The organism is Pseudomonas sp. MWU318 (assembly GCF_016756945.1).
Taxonomy (GTDB): Bacteria; Pseudomonadota; Gammaproteobacteria; order Pseudomonadales; family Pseudomonadaceae; genus Aquipseudomonas; species Aquipseudomonas putida_A.
In genome coordinates this window covers 235,005-253,335 of record NZ_JAESJL010000005.1, presented here as the reverse complement: position 1 = coordinate 253,335, position 18,331 = coordinate 235,005, and the positions used below count along the sequence as shown (strand labels likewise).

Genomic DNA, 18,331 nt, shown 5'->3' with positions numbered 1-18,331 from the left:
GGTCGGCACCATAGCGGTGCGAACTTAACTGAAACTGAATTGCCATCATTGCCCTGTAGGAGCTGCCGCAGGCTGCGATCTTTTGATTTTGCCTTTATAAAGTCAAAAGATCGCAGCCTTCGGCAGCTCCTACAAAAGCAGTAACATGTGCTTATAATTGTTCGCTTGCTAACGATCGAGACCGGTATGACTGCCATCCACATCAAGTTCCCCTCCCTCACCCTCAAGGCCGGCCCACGGGCCATGGCGCGCATTCGTGCCCAGGGCCTGAACGCCGCTGACGTCGGCACCCTGCCCGGTGCGGCCGGCGGGCCGAAGGCATTGGGGATTCAGGGGCTGGATCTGGCGTTGTTCGGTGAATGGCTACCAAGCGCGCCACGCGAGCGCTCGCTTATCGGTGCTTCAGTCGGCTCCTGGCGCTTCGCCAGCGCCTGCCTGCCGGACGCCGCCGAAGGCATCCGCCGCCTCGGTCAGTTGTACGCCGAGCAGAATTTCAACAAAGGCGTGACCATGGCCGAGATCAGCCAGAGCTCGCAGCGCATGCTCAATGACCTGCTCGACGGCCGCGACGCCAGCATCCTCAACAATGCCGACTACCGCCTGAACATCATGGTGGTGAAAAGCCACAGACGCCTGGCCGAGGACCATCGCGGCCGCCTCGGCCTGGCACTGGGTTCGGTGATCGCCGATAACCTGCGCGGTCGCGCGCGGCTGTCGCGGCACTTTGAGCGCCTGATCATCCACGACCCGCGCCTCGCGCCGCCGGTGAATGCGTTGAATGACTTCCCGTCGCGCTTCGTCGCCCTCAATGCCGGCAACCTGCGCCAGGCGCTGCTGGCCTCGGGGTCGATCCCGATGGTCATGGAAGGCGTGCGCGACCTGCCGGGCGCCGGTGCCGGCACGTTCCGCGACGGCGGCCTGCTCGACTATCACCTCGACCTGCCCTACAGCGGCGACGGCATCGTGCTCTATCCACACTTCACCGACCGGGTGATTCCCGGCTGGTTCGACAAGACCCTGCCGTGGCGCCGTGCCTCGGTGGAGCGCTTGCAGGACGTGCTGTTGCTCGCACCATCGAAGGAATATCTGGCGCGCCTGCCCTACGGCAAACTGCCCGACCGTAACGACTTCAAGCGCTTCATGGGGGATGCGCCGAGCCGCCAAAAGTATTGGCACGCGGCGATGGACGAAAGCCGCCGACTGGGCGACGAGTTTCTCGAACTGGCGGCCAACGGTCGCCTCGCCGAACGCTTGCTGACCCTTTAGTCAGTGTTTTCCCGCATCGCCAAACACAAGCTGGTAAACTCGCCGCCTGCCCGAATCGCTGCGGCGAACGCCACCTGAACAGAGCCGAAAATACTGTGGAAATCTTCAAGGAATTTACTTTCGAATCCGCCCACCGCCTGCCGCACGTACCGGACGGCCACAAGTGCGGACGCCTGCACGGTCACTCGTTCAAGGTGGCGCTGCACCTGAGCGGCGACCTCGATCCGCACACCGGCTGGATCCGTGATTTTTCCGAGATCAAGGCGATCTTCAAGCCGCTGTACGAGCGTCTGGATCACAACTACCTGAACGACATTCCCGGCCTGGAAAACCCGACCAGCGAAGTGCTGGCCAAATTCATCTGGAATGAAATGAAGCCCCTGCTGCCGGAACTCAGCGCGATCCGCATTCACGAGACCTGCACCAGCGGTTGCATTTATCGCGGTGAGTAACCCAACACAAATCCCCCTGTAGGAGCTGCCGCAGGCTGCGATCTTTTGATTTTTTTTCAAGATCAAAAGATCGCAGCCTGCGGCAGCTCCTACAGGGGGATCTGCGTTAACAGCCTTCACGGCTGTTTTTTTATGCCTATGCTTTTTGGCTCAACCCCGCCAAGAGGACAGGTCGATGACGGACTGGTTGCTGGATCAGGTCTTCGATTTCAACGGGCATCCGGTGCGCCACGCCGTGCGCGGTGACGGCCCGCCGCTGCTGTTCGTGCATGGCACGCCGTTTTCATCGTATGTGTGGCACCGCATCGCGCCGCATTTTTTCGCCAGTCACCGGGTGCATTATTTTGACCTGCTGGGTTACGGGCGCTCCGCACAACCGGATGCCGATGTTTCCCTCGGGGTGCAAAATCAACTGCTCGCGCAGTTGCTCGATCACTGGAACATCCAGCACCCGGACGTGGTCGCCCACGACTTCGGCGGCGCCACCGCGTTGCGCACGCATTTGCTCGATGGCAAGGACTACCGCAGCCTGACGCTGATCGATCCGGTGGCGCTGACGCCATGGGGTTCGCCGTTCGTGCAGCATGTGCGCCAGCATGAAACGGCGTTCAGCGGCCTGCCGGACTACATCCAGCGCGCTATCGTCCCGACCTACATTCGCGGGGCGATTCACCGCGACATCCCCGACGAGGAGCTCGCGCCCTACGTGCAACCGTGGCTCGGCGATCCCGGGCAAGCGGCGTTCTATCGGCAGATCGCGCAAATGGACGAGCGCTACACCCGCGAGGCCGAACCGCTGTACCCGAGCATCCGCTGCCCGGTGCAGATTCTCTGGGGCGAAGAGGATCAATGGATTCCCATCGAACGTGGTCAAGCGTTACACAAGATGATTCCCGGTTCGCAATTTCACCCAATCGCCAACGCCGGCCACCTCGTCCAGGAAGACGCCCCGGAAGCAATCGTTGCTGCCCTGCTCAGATTTCTCTGACCCACATAAATCCCCCTGTAGGAGCTGCCGCAGTCTGCGATCTTTTGATGTTGTTTTTAAAGATCAAAATCAAAAGATCGCAGCCTTCGGCAGCTCCTACATTGGGCTTTGGTGCTTTCAGATGCACTGTTTTCGCGCCTGACGGCGTGCCTCGTCTATACATAACCCGCGCCAATCAGCATTTGGCACGACCACTGCAACCCACCCCGCGTCCCCCCTCTTCAGCAAGGAACGCCCCATGACGCAGAACGATCCCGGCAACGATTACCCCCTCAGCGAAGTCCCGATGCACGCGCGAAAAGGCCTGGCCTCGACCGCCATGGTGTTACTGGGATTCACATTTTTCACCGCAACCATGTTCGCCGGCGGCAAGCTCGGTGTGGCGTTCAGTTTTGGCGAGATGATGGCGGTGATCATCGTCGGTAACCTGCTGCTCGGGCTATATGCGGCGGGGCTGGGTTATATCGCCTTCAAGAGCGGGCTTAATTCGGTGCTGATGGGGCGTTTCTGTTTTGGTGAAGTCGGCAGCAAGCTCAGTGACCTGATCCTCGGTTTCACCCAGATCGGCTGGTACGCCTGGGGCACTGCGACCGCCGCCGTGGTGCTCGGCAAATACTTCGATCTGGAGCAAGGCGCGGTGCTCGGTTTGATGGTGCTGTTCGGCCTGGTGTTCTGCGCCACGGCGTATATCGGTTATCGCGGCCTGGAGATCCTGTCGTACATCGCGGTGCCGGCGATGATGTTGCTGCTGATGCTGTCGATGTGGGTCGCGACGGTAAAAGTCGGTGGCCTCGATGGTTTGCTCAGCGTGGTGCCGACGGGTTCGCTGGACTGGTCGACCGCGATCACGCTGGTGTTCGGCACCTTCGTCAGCGGCGCGACCCAGGCGACCAACTGGACACGCTTCTCGCGCTCGGCACGGGTTGCCGTGCTGGCGAGCCTGATCGGATTTTTCATCGGCAATGGCTTGATGGTGCTGATCGGTGCCTACGGCGCGATCGTCTATCAGCAGCCCGACGTGGTTGAAGTGTTGCTGCTGCAAGGTTTCGCCATGGCCGCAATGGCCATGCTGCTACTGAATATCTGGAGCACCCAGGACAACACCATCTACAACTTCGCCGTCGCCGGCTGCAACCTGCTGCGCACCGGGCGGCGCAAAACCGTGACCCTGGCCGGCGCGGTGATCGGCACCCTGCTCGCCCTGCTGGGCATGTACGACATGCTGGTGCCGTACCTGATTCTGCTGGGCACGGTGATTCCGCCGATTGGCGGGGTGATCATGGCCGACTTTTTCTTCCGCTGGCGCGGGCGCTATCCGCGACTGGCCGACGCACGGCTGCCGGCGTTCAACTGGCCGGGGCTGGGGGCTTACGCGGTCGGCACGCTCGCCGCGTTCCACTCGCCGTGGGTCGCGCCGCTGGTAGGGATTGCCGCCGCCGCGCTAACGTATGTCATCGTCACCGGCCTGCTCGGCGCCCGCCGCGCCAGTGCGCCACTACCAGACCTATAAGAAGGATTCGCCTGATGCACATCATCAACGCCCGACTGCGCAACCAGGACGGTTTGCACGAATTGCACCTGGAAGACGGCCTGATCCGCAGCATCGGCCGCCAGACCGAAGCCCCGACCCTGAACCCCGGCGACCTCGACGCCGGCGGCAATCTGGTGGTACCGCCCTTCGTCGAGCCGCACATCCACCTCGACGCCACGCTGACCGCTGGCGAGCCGCGCTGGAACATGAGCGGCACGCTGTTCGAGGGCATCGAGTGCTGGGGCGAGCGCAAGGTCACCATCACCGAAGAAGACACCAAGACCCGCGCCAAAAAGACCATCCAGGCCCTGGCCGCACACGGCATCCAGCACGTGCGCACCCACGTCGACGTCACCGATCCGCAGCTCACCGCGCTCAAGGCGATGCTCGAAGTCCGCGAAGAGTCCCGGCAGTTGATCGACCTGCAAATCGTCGCGTTCCCGCAGGAAGGCATCGAGTCGTTCCGCAACGGTCGCGAGCTGATGGAAGAAGCGATTCGCATGGGCGCCGATGTGGTCGGCGGCATTCCGCATTTCGAGTACACCCGTGATCAGGGCGTCAGTTCGGTGAAGTTTCTGATGGACCTGGCCGAGCGCACCGGCTGCCTGGTCGATGTACATTGCGACGAGACTGACGACCCGCACTCGCGCTTTCTTGAGGTGCTCGCCGAAGAAGCGCGCAGCCGCGACATGGGCGCGCGGGTCACCGCCAGCCACACCACGGCGATGGGCTCTTACGACAACGCCTACTGCGCCAAACTGTTCCGTCTGCTCGGGCATTCCGGGATCAGTTTCGTCTCGTGCCCGACCGAAAGCATTCACCTGCAGGGACGTTTCGACAACTTCCCGAAACGCCGTGGCGTGACCCGCGTGAATGAATTGCTTGAAGCCGGGATGAACGTGTGTTTCGGCCAGGACTCGATCGTCGATCCTTGGTATCCGCTGGGCAACGGCAACATCCTGCGCGTGCTGGAAGCCGGGTTGCACATTTGCCATATGCTCGGCTATCGCAACCTGCAGAACGCATTGGATCTGGTCACCGATAACAGCGCCAAGGCCATGCACTTGGGCGAGCGTTATGGCCTGGAACAGGGGCGTCCGGCGAACTTGCTGATTCTGTCGGCGGACAGCGATTACGAGGTTATTCGCAGCCAAGGCTTGCCGTTGTATTCGATTCGCGGCGGCAAGGTGTTGATGCAGCGGAAGATGCCGGTGGTGGAGTTCAGCAGCCCGCTGAACTGAGCGCCATTTCCTGTAGGAGCTGCCGGAGGCTGCGATCTTTTGATCTTGTTTTTAAAGCTCAAGGTCAAAAGATCGCAGCCTGCGGCGGCTCCTACAGGATGTTCGCGATCCTGCATGGGTGGGAGCTGGCTTGCCAGCGAAGGCGATTGCCGCTTCAGTCGATCAATCGAGCCGTACCAAACAGCCTGACCCGCACCAATTCGCCCTGCTCTTCTTCGAGCAACACCGGCGCCGTCCCGCCCGGCATGACGACGTGCACTTCGCCGCTCGCCACCCAACCCACCGCCCATGCTGCGCAGGCCACCGCACTGGCGCTGGTGCCGGAAGACGCCGTCGGCCCTTCGCCACGCTCGAACACCCGGGCGACGATGCGCTGCGCTGACTCAAGCGCGGCCCATTGCAGATTGACGCCCGCCGGGCATGGCTGGCCGGCGCCTGTCGGCATCGCGTAGGCGATTCGGGTCAGGCCTTCGGCCCATGGCGATTCGCGCATTTGTGAGTTGCTCGGCAGCTCGGCGATGTCGCTCAACAACGTCACACAATGCGGGTTGCCGATGCGCACGAACTGGCTGTGCTGCCACGCGGGATCGAGCTGCGCCAAGGGTTTTACATGGCTCACTTCATGACCATTGAATTCGCGGTTTTCAACATTCCGGGCGGTCACCGCTGAAGGCCCGAAGCCCGGTTGACCGAGGTTCAGCCAGAAGCCGTTCATGCCTTCAACTGTGGCCGTTTTCACCGAAGTTTCCACGGCGTCGCCCTTGTCGTGATGCACTCGCAGCGACGCCCCTTCCGCCGGCATCAGCCCCTGCTCCAGCAACGACTGGGAAAAAATCGTCAGGCCATTGCCGCTGCGCTCGGCCAAGGTGCCGTCGGTATTGACGATCAGCACGTCGAACGGCGGCACTGCCTGGAACGGGCCGATCAGCAGACCGTCGCTGCGGTGCGATTTACTCCCCGCCGGACGCTGGCCCTCGGGCCAGTCGCAGCACAGCGCTATGGCTGCGCCACTCCATGCCGGTCGCGACACAGCACACTGCGCGGCATCGTTCGGCAGATCGATCCCCGCCTCGCGAAGCGCCTCAGGCGAAACCACCCCGTAAATATTGCCCCGCGCATCGTAGAACTGCGTCATCACCGGCCTCACTCACCTTGTCGAAGCCATCACTGTAAACCGCGATCAACTGTAGGAGTGAGCCCACTCGCGGAAGCGGTTTGTCAGCCGCCATATTCATTGCCTGAACCACCGCAATCGCGGGCAAGCCCGCTCCCACAGGGTTCTGCACAGAACGGGCATTTGTGAACACCGGTCATCCAATGTGGGAGCGCTTGCTCGCGAAAGCGGCGTGTCAGTCGCCATATTCATCGCCTGAACCACCGCAATCGCGGGCAAGCCCGCTGCCACAGGTTAGGATGTCGGTTGCACCGCCCCGAGACTTGCGATCGAACCTCGACGCGCTATCACTGTCATTCGGGGACGCGACGTTTTTTGCCAAGGATCGATATGACCAGCCTCAACCCCCAAGACACCTTCGTCCCCGGACACCTGCAACAGATGTCGACGCGCATCGCTTTTTTCATCGCCGGCCTCGGCATTGCCGCGTGGGCGCCGCTGGTGCCGTACGCCAAGGCTCGGGCGGGACTCGATGAGGGTACGTTGGGCCTTCTGCTGCTGTGCCTGGGGGTCGGCTCGATTCTGGCGATGCCGCTGGCGGGGATTCTCGCCACGCGCTTTGGCTGTCGCAAAGTCGCCACCGGCGGCACCCTGCTGATTTGCGCGGCGCTGCCATTGCTGGCAACGGTGTCGTCGATACCGGCGCTGATCGCCACGTTGTTCATGTTCGGCGCCGGTTTGGGCACGGTGGATTCGACCGTCAACCTGCAAGCGGTGATCGTCGAACGGGCCAGCGGCAAAAATATGATGTCGGGGTTTCATGGCCTGTTCAGCCTCGGCGGGATTGTCGGCGCGGCCGGTGTCAGCGCCTTGCTCGGCCTCGGGCTGACGCCACTGGCGGCGATGCTGGTGGTGGTGGCGGTGTTGATCGGCGCGCTGTTCAAAGCGGTGCCGCACATGCTGCCGTACGGCAGCGAAAGTTCCGGCCCGGCATTCGCCATTCCCCACGGCATCGTGCTGTTCATCGGCGGGATGTGTTTCATCGTGTTCCTCACCGAAGGTGCAGCGCTGGACTGGAGCGCGGTGTTCCTCGCCCAGGAACGCGGGATCGACACGGCGTATGCGGGCTTGGGGTATGCGGCATTTGCCATGACCATGACGGCGGGACGCCTGCTGGGTGACCGGATCGTGCGCAGTGTCGGGGCCACGCGGATCATTCTGTTTGGCGGGCTGTTGGCAGCGGCAGGCCTGTTTCTGGCGACCTTCGCCCCGAGCTGGGAAGCGGCGCTGCTGGGTTATGCGCTGGTCGGCGCGGGCTGTTCGAACATCGTGCCGGTGCTGTACACGGCGGTGGGCAAGCAGACGGTGATGCCGGAAAGCATCGCGGTGCCCGCAATCACCACGCTGGGTTACGCAGGGATTCTGGCGGGGCCGGCGGTGATCGGTTTTGTCGCGCATGCCAGCAGTTTGAGTTTTGCTTTCGGGTTGATGGCGCTGCTGTTGGTAGCCGTGGCGATCGGCGGAAAGGTGCTGAAAGTCTGAAGCAAAAAGATCGCAGCCTGCGGCAGCTCCTACAGGAAACGCATTCCAATGTAGGAGCTGCCGCAGGCTGCGATCTTTTGATCTTAAGCTTTAAAAACCGACGCTGGCCTGCACAAAGAACGTCCGTGGCGCGCCCACATACATCCCCGAATTGTTGTCGCTGGAACGAGTGAAATACTGCTTGTCGAAGACGTTTTTCACCCCGGCGCCGAGCTTCAGGTTCGACACCTGCGGCCCGAAGTCATACCCGCCGCGCACGTTCCAGGTCACGTAACCCGGGATGTCGCCGTACTGCCCGTCGGCCGTGCCTTCGGTGATGTAATTGCCGTTGAAGCTGCCATCGGCGTTGACCCCGGTGCCCGGCGAGCGCTGTTTCGATTGGGCGAAACCGTCGATGTTGTAGGTCCAGCGATTGACGTCGTAACGCAAGCCTACGGTCGCCACCTGCCGCGAATAGAACGGCAGATCACGGCCCTTGAAGCCCGGAATCTCGCCTTCGTAAGTCGCACGGGTGTAGGTGAAACCGGCGTTGGCGGTCAGACCGTCGAGACGCGGATCGAGCGCCGCCAGGTCGTAGTGCACCGACGCTTCGATGCCCTGGTGCTTGGTCGCACCGAGGTTGGTCCAGCCGACATCGTTGCTGATGTATTGCAACTCGTCATCGAAGTCGATGTAGAACAGCGTCACTTCCCCGCCCCACACGTCATCGTTGTAGCGCGTGCCGATCTCGTAAGTCTTGGCCTTTTCCGGCTCCAGGCCGTTGGCGGTCTGGTCACCCGAACCGCCCTGGCCGAGCTGGAAATACTGCAGGCTGCCGAACGAGGTTTCGTAGTTGGCGAACAGTTTCCACGCGTCCGACAGGTGATACATCACGCTCAGCGCGGGCAGCGGTTCGTTGCTTTCGATGCTGCGGTTTTTCTCCGGCACGCGTTTGCCCGAAGTATCGAGCACGGCGCGGTCATGCCAGTCGGTGCTGATGTGTTCGAAGCGAATGCCCGGGGTGATGGTCCAGTTGCCGACGTCGATCTTGTTGTCGACATACACCGAGTTAGCCTCGGTGCCGCCGGTGCGATCCTGGAACACATGGCCGTCGGACGTCGGCGTGACCACCGGCTGATTATTGACCAGCGCCAGACGGCTCGACTGTTCGTGCATCGCCTCTTTCAGGTAGCGATAACCGACGCTGACTTCCTGCGTGGTCGGGCCGACGTCAAACACCCGCGACACACGCGGCTCGACACCGAGGGTGTAGTAGGAACGCGGGTACGAGCTGAGGGTTTTCTGGTCGCGGGCGGCGATGGTGCTGCCGCGAAAGCTGTCGGTGTAGTAGGTAAGGATTTCTGCCTGAGTACGCTCGTCGATCTGGCGAATCCACTTGAACGACACGTCTTTGCGCCGACCGCTGAAGTTGTCGTAATCGCGCACCGAGTCGTACGGCTTGTCGTCGTACTGCTTCTGCGTCAGGCCGCCGGGCATGTCGGCGCTGGCGTCGTAGTAATGGAAGTTGAGGCTGAAATCGTCCTGATCGGTCGGCGCCCAATGGGTCTTGAGCAGCACGTCGTCAATGTCGTTATCGTTGTTGCGCTCGCGGTAACCGTTGCCGTTGACCCCGGAGTACAGCAGCGCCACGCCCATGCCGTTGTCGGCGGTGCCGCCGAGGAACGCCGTGTCGATGTGCTTCCAGCCGCCGTAACGGGTGGTTTCCAGCGTGGTGCCGATTTCCCCGGTGGCTTTTTCCGGAATGGCGCGGGTGACGAAGTTGATCACCCCGCCGACGTTTTGCGGGCCATAACGCACGGAACCGGCGCCGCGTACCACGTCGATGCTGTCGAGGTTGCCCGAGGAGATCGGCGCCATCGACAGTTGTGGCTGACCGTACGGCGCGAACGCGGCCGGCACGCCATCGATCAGCACCGTGGAGCGTGGCGACAGGCGCGAAGTCAGGCCACGCACGCCGACGTTCAGCGCGATGTCGCTGCCGCCGGTGCCGTTGGAGTCCTGCACCTGCACGCCCGGCACGCGCTTGAGCACGTCACTGACGTTCATCGCGCCCTGCTCGACCATGGCTTCGCGGCGGATCACCGTGCGCGCGCCCGGATGGTTCTGCACCACCGCGGCGTCGGCATCGCCGAGCCAGTCGCCGACCACTTTGATGTCGGTCACACCCAGTTCCAGCGGGCCATTGCTGGCGGCAGTTGCGGCCGGCGACAGGGTCACCGAGCCTTCGTTGATCTGATAATCCAGACCGCTGCCCTGCAACAATTGGCGCAACGCCTGCTCGGGAGGAATGTCGCCATCGACTGCCGGAGCCTGTTTGCCGGCGACCAGATCCGGGCTGAAAAACACCTGCAGCGAGGTTTGCTGGCCCAGTTCGCTCAGGGCCTGACCCAGCGGCTGGGCGCGGATGTGAATGGCCTCGGCGGCATACGCCAGCGGCATCGCAGCGTTGACTGCCAGCGCGAGGGCCAGCGGTAACCAGGGGGATTTTTTGTTGTTGGCTGAGGTGTTTTTCACGTCGAACGTAGTCCTGTGGAGCGCAAGAGTGTGCGTCTGTTAATGCAAACCAGTTGCAGTTGAACAGGGAGACGATGAACTCGAAAAAAACCTGAATGTTATTTTGAAATTATTTCCTGACTGCCATCGGCCAGGGTGCGGACGGCCACCGGCAGGATGTTTGGCAGGGCTTTGAGCAAAGCGTCGGTGTTGTCGGATTTGAACACGCTGGTCAGACGCAGACTGGCCACGGCCGAGTTGCTGACCGTCAGCGGCTTGTCGCGATAACGCGAAACTTCCGCTGCCACTTCGCCGAGGCTGGCGTTGTTGAACACAAGCTTGCCGCTGCGCCACGCCGTCAGTTCCGCAGGCTTGACCGCGTAGGCGGCAGCGACTTTGCCTTCGGCATCGACATGGGTGCCGAGGCCGGCGGTCAGGTTGATGAATTGGTCGTCCGGCGCATTGCGCCCCTGCACCTTGACCGTGCCCTGCTCTACCGCGACCCGGGTTTGCGTGACATCGCGGCGCACATCGAAACGGGTACCGGTGACCGTGACCTTGCCACTACCGGCCTCGACCACGAACGGGCGCGCGGTGTCGTGCTGAACGCTGAACAGCGCCTCGCCTTCACTCAATTCGATCAGCCGCCGATCCTTCTCAAAACGCACCTGCAGACGGCTGCGGCTGTTCAGGTCGATCACCGATCCGTCCGGCAGCGCCACATGCTTGCGCTCACCCAGCGCCGTCGCGAACTCGGCGCTGTAGCCGTCGAGGTGATTCAGACCGCTGAACAGACCGAGGCCGAGCGCCACCGCCAGCACACTGGCGGCCACAGCATAGCGCAGCAGCGGGCGACGTTCGCGACGGGCCGGCGGGGTTTCGACGAGGGACTTGAGACGTGGCGCCGGCAGCAGATCGGCCGCCGTCCACAAGCCTTGCAGCAACTGGAATTCGTCACGGTGCTGCGGATGCAGGTTCAGCCAGGCATCGAAGCGCTGCTGTTCGTCGGCGCTGATCAGCGGTTCCTGCAAACGCACAAACCAGCGTGCCGCTTCATCGCGCACCGTTGTTTGCCCGCACGCGCAATCACGGGTATCCATCATGGAATGTCCTGTCGGGCTGGGGATGAAAAGCGGTAGCCGCTCATGACTGCATGCCGTCGAGACGATCGCGCAAGTGGCGCAGGGTGCGGATCATATACTTTTCGACCATGTTCCTCGACAGCCCCAGGCGTTCGGCGATTTCCGCCTGGGTCAGCCCTTCGATCTTCTGCCAGACGAAAATCTTCCGGCAGTTGAGCGGCAGCTCCTGCAGCGCCCGTTCGATGGAGTCGGCCAACTGGATCGCCTGCATGTAATGCTCCGGGTCGCCGGTTGATGACACACTGTGATCGATCGCCTGCGACTCCATGGCTTCCCGTCGATCCTCACGCCGATAACCGTCGACCGCGATGTTGCGTGCGGTCTGGTGCAGATACGCCCGTGGCTGCTGCACCGCTGCCGAATCGGATTCGAGCACCCGCACAAAGGTGTCGTGCGCCAGATCCTCGGCCTGCGCACGATTGCGCAGACGCCGGGTCCAGGTGCCGATCAACTCTTCGTAATGCTCGAAAAAGCCGGGTCTGCGGGGCAGCATGGGGTTCATGACAGCGTGCTGGGGAAAGAGGCGTGAATAGTAATGCTTCCTATTAAGCCCGGCAATTCATTCCTTGGAAACGCTCGATTCAAGGGTAATCGTCAGTAAAACCGCGCCTTCTCCCGCCTATTGTGTAAAATGCCGCCCGGGTGCCACCGCAACAACGCGGCAGGGCAGGTTTAATTCAGCGCAGGTCGGGCCGCCGCGCGGAGTTGCTGTGCCTATGAGCCACGATCCGTCACGCCTGCAGGCTGCCCGTCAGGAGTCGCCTTCTGCCCTGGCCTTTCTCTCGCGATTTTTCGCCGCCGAGTCCGCCGGTGGCCTGATTCTGATGGCCGCTGCCCTGGCCGCGCTGCTGGTCGCCAACTCGCCTTGGGCGGCCACGTACTTCTCGACCTTGCACATCAAGATCACCGGTCTGTCGATCGAGCATTGGGTGAATGATGGCCTGATGGCGATCTTCTTCATGCTGGTGGGCCTGGAGATCAAGCGCGAAATGCTCGCCGGTCAGTTGTCGACCTGGGGTCAGCGCGCCCTGCCGGGCTTCGCCGCGCTGGGCGGGATGCTGGTCCCGGCGCTGATCTACGTCGCGATCAACTGGGGCAATTCGCAAACCCTGAGCGGTTGGGCGATCCCCGCTGCCACCGACATTGCTTTCGCTTTGGGCGTGCTGTCGCTGCTGGGCAAACGGGTGCCCGTGTCGCTGAAAATCTTCCTCTCGGCGCTGGCCATCCTCGATGATCTGGGCGCAGTGGTGATCATCGCGATTTTCTACACCAGCGGGCTGTCGGTGAGCATGCTGCTGGCCTCGTTGGCGGTGATCGCACTGCTGGTGATCCTCAACCGCTGCGGCGTCAGAAAGCTTTGGCCGTACCTGTTCGCCGGCGCCTTCCTGTGGTTCTTCATGCTGCAATCGGGGATTCACGCGACCCTCGCCGGGGTGATTCTGGCCCTGTGCATTCCGCTGGGTAACCCGGAAGACGAGCACAACTCGCCGCTGCTGTACCTCGAAGAAAAAATGCACCCGTGGGTGGCGTTCGCCGTGGTGCCGATTTTCGGCTTCGCCAACGCGGGTGTGTCGCTGACCGGCATTTCTCCGAGCAACCTGCTTGAGCCGGTACCGCTGGGCGTGGCGCTCGGGCTGTTGTTCGGCAAGCAGATCGGCATCCTCGGCCTCGGCGCCCTGGCGATTCGCAGTGGTCTGGCACAACTGCCGCAAGGCGCGAGCTGGCTGCAGCTGTACGGCGTCGCCCTGCTCTGCGGGATCGGCTTCACCATGAGCCTGTTCATCGGCGCGCTGGCGTTCCCGGGCGCGCCGCATCTGGTCGATTCGGTGAAAGTTGGGGTGTTGCTGGGTTCGATCCTGTCCGCGCTGCTGGCGGTGGTCGTGCTGATGAGTGCGGGTAAGGCGAAGGCTTCGAGCTGACCTCAAGGTCTCATCGAAATAAAAAACCATGTGGGAGCGAGCCTGCTCGCGAAAGCGTTGGTTCAATCAACAGCTTCGTTGACTGAACTGACGCTATCGCGAGCAGGCTCACTCCCACAGTTTTTACAGCGGTGCTGCTCAGCCTTTTTCGTCGATCCCGGCTTGCAGGGTCTGGCTGTCCAGATTGCCGCTCAGGGTCACCGGACCGACTTTCAGATTGCCGTTATCGAACGACACCTTTGGTGCGTTCTCCTCGGTTTTCTGCGGCAGGTCCAGCCCGGCTTTCACCCCGTAGTCACGGTTGACCAGATCGCTGCTACCGACCTTCGAACCACCCAGATCGACCTTGCCCTCAGGCGATGAAAGCCGCGCGCCAGTCAGCTGCGTTGCGCCGCCCACCGCAAGATTCACGCCCTGATTGCCACTGATGCCGGACGCCTGCACCACGCTGTCCTTGTGCGCGTATTCGCCCTGCGCTTCCAGCGTTGGTTTGTAGTCAGTGCCGGCGAGCTTTTCCTTGTCGCTCGGTGGGTTCTTCTTCGCCGTCAGGCCCAGATCGACATCGACCTTGGCTTGGGTCGTCGAGTCCTGGCGGCTTTCGACGATCAGATCACCGGCGACCTTGCCACTGACATTTTTCGCATCGATCCGCGCGCCTGATAGCTGCGCATCCCCCGCGCTGTTGAGCACCACGCTGTCAGCCTTGATCTGGCTGTTCTGCTGGGTGGTGCCTTGCAGGTAATCGACGCCGACCTTGGTCCCGGCGTTGAAGCCGTGGTCACTGCTGGCCTTTTCATCGGCTGCGGTCGGGGTCTTGCTGCTCAGGTTGCCGCCGGCATTCAGCGCAACGTTCCAGTTATTGCGACTCTCGGTGGACTGCGCCGACTCTTGAACGTAACCGCCCTTCTGCGCATCGATGCTGACGTTCGGCGCGCTGACTTGCGTGCCTTGCAGGTGCACCGCGTCACCGCTCAAGGCGACGTTGCTCTGGCTGCTGAGCTGGCCACCGGTCAGGGTTTGCGAGTTTTCGTTGACCCGACCAATGTTGAAGTTACCGCTCAGGTTGCCGCCCTGATCGCGACTTTTCTCGCTGCTGGATTTGCTGCCGCCGCCCTTCAAGCCGCCGCCGAGATTGCTGCCAGTCGCGGTGTGGGTATCAACGGCCGCTTGCAGATCGAGTTTGCCGTCAGCGTGCAGCTCAATGCCGCCGGCGCTGTCGATCTGCGTGCCTTGCTGAACCTGATTGCCACCGCTGCTCAGCTGCACCGGGCCGTTGCCGCTGATGCTCGCCACATGAGCCTGAGTGTCAGTGGTCTGCTTGCCGGTGTGGTCGAGCTGGAAGCCAGCGCCGAGGTCGACGTTGGTGCCGTCGGTGCCCGGCAAGGTGCCAACGGTCAGCGAGCCGTTGCCGCGCAGGCTGGAGTCGCTGCTGCTTTGGCGGTCGTTGGCCTGATTCAGCGCCAGATCGCCGCCGGTCTTGATGTTCACACCGCCCTGCCCGCCGTCGAAACGGCTGCCGGCGAACTGCGCATCACCGCCCACCTTGATGTTCACGCCTTGGCTGCCGGCAAAACCGCCGACCACTGCGGTGCTGCTGTCCTTGCTGCTGTAGCTATTGCCACCCGCGCCGCTGGCGGCAACGTTCACGTCCTCGCCGGTCTTGGTGTAGACGCGCACGTCGACCTTGGCGTCCACCGAGTTATCGGTGCTGCTGTGAGTGTTGCTCGCGGCATCGGCAACCAGTTTGTCAGCGCTGATGTTGACCTTGCCGTTGCTGGCGCTGTACTGGGTGCCCTGGTCGTGCAGGGTGCCGGCGGTTTTCACCTCGACGCTGCCACCGTCGAAACGGCTGACCACGGCGTTGCTGCTCTGCTCGGTCTTGTCGGCGCTGCCGTGACCGATCGCCACGTCGAGGCCGACGTTCGGCTGGCCGAGATTGCTCAGTGCTTCCTTGTCCGGCACCTTGCCGTTGAGCACATCCTTGACCGCACCGGCAATCGGGCGGGCGATGTCCTTGTACTCGACGTTGGCGCCGATGTCCGCCGACCAGTTGCTCTGGTTGTGCGTAGTGCTTTCGGTGTTGCTGGCCGCGCGGTTGTCGATCGCGTTGGCCGCAACGTTCAAACCGTTGCCGGCCTTGACCTGCGCACCTTCGGTCAGCAGCTTGTCGGCGTTGATGTTCAGGCTGCCGCTGCTCTGCACGTGGGTGGTTTGCGCGGTGGTTTTGCTGCTGCTGTCTTGCGTGGTGCTGTGGGCAAAATCGACGCCACTGCCAGCACGGTCGAGGCCGCCGGTGTAGTAGAAACCGCCGCCGGTGCTGGAGGTGTCGGTCGAAGTTTTGTGGCTGTCCTGTTCGGCCAGCAACGACACATTCTTACCGCCCAGCGTGGTATCGCCGGCCGTGGATTTGACTTCGCCGCCCTTGATCGTCAGATCGCCGCCGGCCTTCACCTGCACGCTGCCGCCGCTGAGGCTCGAGCCCTGCTGGTTGACGTCGTTGCGGGTGACGGTCTGCTGCTTGTCTTCGTAGTGCACCCCGGCGCGGTATTGCTCCGGCGTTTGCTCTTTGGCGTAGGCATCGAAGCCACGGGTCTCGGTGGTCGAGCTGCTGTCCTGGCTGTTCTGCGTGGAATGCACGTTCACATCACCCGCTGCGTCCGCCGTCAGCGCGCCGCCAGCCTTGACCGTGGAGCCGGCCACTTCGATGTCCTTGGCGCTTTTGAGCTTGAGGTTGCTGTCGGAGACCAGCTCGCTGCGCACTGTGGTGCTGTCCCTGGAGTTCTGCCGCGACTCGTCCTTGGTGATGCCGAAGAACTTGCTGTCCTTGTCGTGATTGTTGCTGTGCGAGGTGTCCTGCACGCCGTCGATCACCAGCGAACCGTGATCGCTGATCACGCTGGCCTCGGTGCCGCCACGGACCTGGCTGCCGCTGATGCGCACGTCGTCAGCCTTGACGATCAGTTTGCCGGCCGCGTTGATTTTGCTGCCCTGATGCCGGGTCTGGCCCTTGTCGGCATCACCGGTCTTGCCGAAGAATCCGCCGCCAACCAGGTCGCCGGAGTAACTGTTGTTATTACTGCGACTGGTGCGGGTGGCCGTGGTGACCTCCACCTGTTTGCCCGCCAGTTTCACATCACCGGCGCTGTTCAATTCAGCGCCTTCGGAACGCAACAACGCGGCGGTTTGCAGAGCGATATTGCCGCCCTTCAACTGGCTGCTGATGCTGCGCTGTTCTTCGCTGCTGTTGTTCCAGTCAGCCTTCCACAGATGCTTGCGATGGTTGCCCTGATCGGTCTGGGTGTGACTTTCGGTGGCCGCGGTCAGGCGCAGATCGCCGCCGCTTTGCACATCGAGATTTTTCGCCGCTTCAACCTTCGCGGCTTTGAATTCGGTGTCTTTGCCGGAGGTCAGCCTGGCGTCGCGGCTGGCGACGATCTGGCTGCCGTGCTGGCGAGTTTCACTGTCGGTCTGGGTCCGGTCGTAGGTTTCCCAGGTGATGCCGATGGTGCTGTTGCTCCAGTTTTCGCGTTTTTCCTGAAGCTTGCGGCTTTCAACAGTGCTCAGGGTCAGGTTGCGCTTGGCATTGACGTTGACGTCGCGACCACTGACATCGGTGGCGGCCAGCGTCAGGTCGTTGCCGCTGTGCAGGCCGACATCACCCTGACTGCTGCGAATGCCGGCACGGGTCACTTCGAGGCTGTTGGGGACGGTTTCACCGCTGACACTCAGGTCGCCAGCCGAACGAATCTGCACGCCGTCACGCCCGGCCACTTGCACCGCCCCCACACGCACGCCCGCGCCTTCGGCGGTGCTGACGATGTTGATGCGCCCGGCCTGCATCGCGCCGAACAGGCTGGCGTCGATGCGTTGATCCTGGGTGTTGCCCGCCGGATCCACGGCTTTGACCTGACCGCTGGCGTAATCGATCTGATTGCGTCCGACCGTGAGGTTCAGTTGATCGCGGGCATCGATGCGGCCCTGGCTGTCGATACGCGGGGCGATCAGATTGACCGAACCCTCGGCGTTACGCAGGCCGCCACTCTGGATCTGCAACTGACCGCTGGCGTCGCGGGTGTTCAAGGCTTGCAGTTTGCCGTCGTTCAACTCCGGACGACCGACCAGCAGACTGGCGTTCGGCGTGTTGATGAAGCTGCCGCCGTTCACCGAGATGCCGTTGGGGTTGGCCAGCACATAATCGGCCGCGCGGCCGAAGATTTCCTGGGCGCCGTTGATGGCCGAAGGGTTGCGGCTGATCACCTCGTTGAGGATCACGCTCGCCGCCTGGCCCTGCAGTTGCGGGTTGGCTGCCAGTTGCCCGGCGAGCTGCGATTGCCCGGCCTGCAAGGCGTTGTTCAGCACCAGACCCTGACGGTCGACGTTGTAGTCGAGGAACTGGTTGTGCGACAGGCCCGCACCGTTGGGCGCGACGATGTTGACGATGGGCACGCCGCCCTGGGTCTGCAATTGCGCGGTGCCGCCGGGGCCGGGAGCGACCACCACACCGCCGGCGATGGCGCTGGGCAGGTGCACGGCGAAGAACAGGCTGGCGATCGCCCAGCGCAATTTGCCCCGAGGAGAAAGATGGAATGCAAAGGTGTGTGCTGGCATAAAAACGTCTCCATGTAAGTACGGCATCACGGCGC

General features: G+C 62.5%; 12 protein-coding genes. 7 read left to right on the top strand and 5 right to left on the bottom strand.

The features are described 5' to 3' along the window. Window positions 1-186: 186 nt before the first annotated feature. From JN524_RS14285 to codA, 5 genes are all read left to right on the top strand, one after another. Window positions 187-1,266, top strand: coding sequence for a patatin-like phospholipase family protein (locus JN524_RS14285; RefSeq protein ID WP_202369733.1), 1,080 nt, complete (start codon window positions 187-189; stop codon window positions 1,264-1,266). Window positions 1,267-1,361: 95 nt separating this feature from the next. Beyond that, window positions 1,362-1,718 (top strand): 6-carboxytetrahydropterin synthase QueD, encoded by a 357-nt coding sequence (queD, locus tag JN524_RS14280; protein ID WP_007915588.1) that lies wholly within the window; start codon window positions 1,362-1,364, stop codon window positions 1,716-1,718. A gap of 175 nt (window positions 1,719-1,893) precedes the next feature. Further along, complete coding sequence (locus JN524_RS14275) at window positions 1,894-2,706, top strand: alpha/beta fold hydrolase (RefSeq protein WP_202369732.1); 813 nt, start codon at window positions 1,894-1,896, stop codon at window positions 2,704-2,706. 238 nt (window positions 2,707-2,944) lie between these two features. Continuing rightward, window positions 2,945-4,216 carry a cytosine permease gene (gene codB / locus JN524_RS14270; protein ID WP_202369731.1) on the top strand — a complete coding sequence of 424 codons (1,272 nt, stop codon included), beginning with the start codon at window positions 2,945-2,947 and terminating at the stop codon, window positions 4,214-4,216. A 14-nt stretch (window positions 4,217-4,230) separates the two neighbouring features. Further along, on the top strand, window positions 4,231-5,478 hold the full coding sequence (codA, locus tag JN524_RS14265; protein WP_202369730.1) for a cytosine deaminase: 1,248 nt from the start codon (window positions 4,231-4,233) through the stop codon (window positions 5,476-5,478). A 154-nt stretch (window positions 5,479-5,632) separates the two neighbouring features. On the opposite strand, the gene JN524_RS14260 is transcribed toward codA, so the two are convergent. Beyond that, on the bottom strand, window positions 5,633-6,613 hold the full coding sequence (locus JN524_RS14260; protein ID WP_202369729.1) for a diaminopimelate epimerase: 981 nt from the start codon (window positions 6,611-6,613) through the stop codon (window positions 5,633-5,635). Between the two features lie 369 nt (window positions 6,614-6,982). On the opposite strand from JN524_RS14260, the gene JN524_RS14255 reads away from it, so the two are divergent. Continuing rightward, a complete protein-coding gene (locus JN524_RS14255; RefSeq protein WP_202369728.1) occupies window positions 6,983-8,134 on the top strand; it encodes an MFS transporter in 1,152 nt (383 codons plus the stop codon). Window positions 8,135-8,224: 90 nt separating this feature from the next. On the opposite strand, the gene JN524_RS14250 is transcribed toward JN524_RS14255, so the two are convergent. The 3 genes from JN524_RS14250 to JN524_RS14240 all read right to left on the bottom strand — a co-directional run bounded on the left by JN524_RS14250 (window position 8,225) and on the right by JN524_RS14240 (window position 12,271). After that, a complete protein-coding gene (locus JN524_RS14250) occupies window positions 8,225-10,648 on the bottom strand; it encodes a TonB-dependent siderophore receptor (protein WP_202369727.1) in 2,424 nt (807 codons plus the stop codon). A gap of 98 nt (window positions 10,649-10,746) precedes the next feature. Beyond that, a complete protein-coding gene (locus tag JN524_RS14245) occupies window positions 10,747-11,730 on the bottom strand; it encodes a FecR family protein (RefSeq protein WP_202369726.1) in 984 nt (327 codons plus the stop codon). A 40-nt stretch (window positions 11,731-11,770) separates the two neighbouring features. After that, on the bottom strand, window positions 11,771-12,271 hold the full coding sequence (locus JN524_RS14240) for a sigma-70 family RNA polymerase sigma factor (RefSeq protein ID WP_003223490.1): 501 nt from the start codon (window positions 12,269-12,271) through the stop codon (window positions 11,771-11,773). A 214-nt stretch (window positions 12,272-12,485) separates the two neighbouring features. On the opposite strand from JN524_RS14240, the gene nhaA reads away from it, so the two are divergent. Beyond that, window positions 12,486-13,688, top strand: a complete 1,203-nt coding sequence (nhaA, locus tag JN524_RS14235; RefSeq protein WP_202369725.1) for a Na+/H+ antiporter NhaA — start codon at window positions 12,486-12,488, stop codon at window positions 13,686-13,688. A gap of 138 nt (window positions 13,689-13,826) precedes the next feature. On the opposite strand, the gene JN524_RS14230 is transcribed toward nhaA, so the two are convergent. Continuing rightward, on the bottom strand, window positions 13,827-18,296 hold the full coding sequence (locus JN524_RS14230; protein ID WP_202369724.1) for a hemagglutinin repeat-containing protein: 4,470 nt from the start codon (window positions 18,294-18,296) through the stop codon (window positions 13,827-13,829). Window positions 18,297-18,331: the final 35 nt, after the last annotated feature.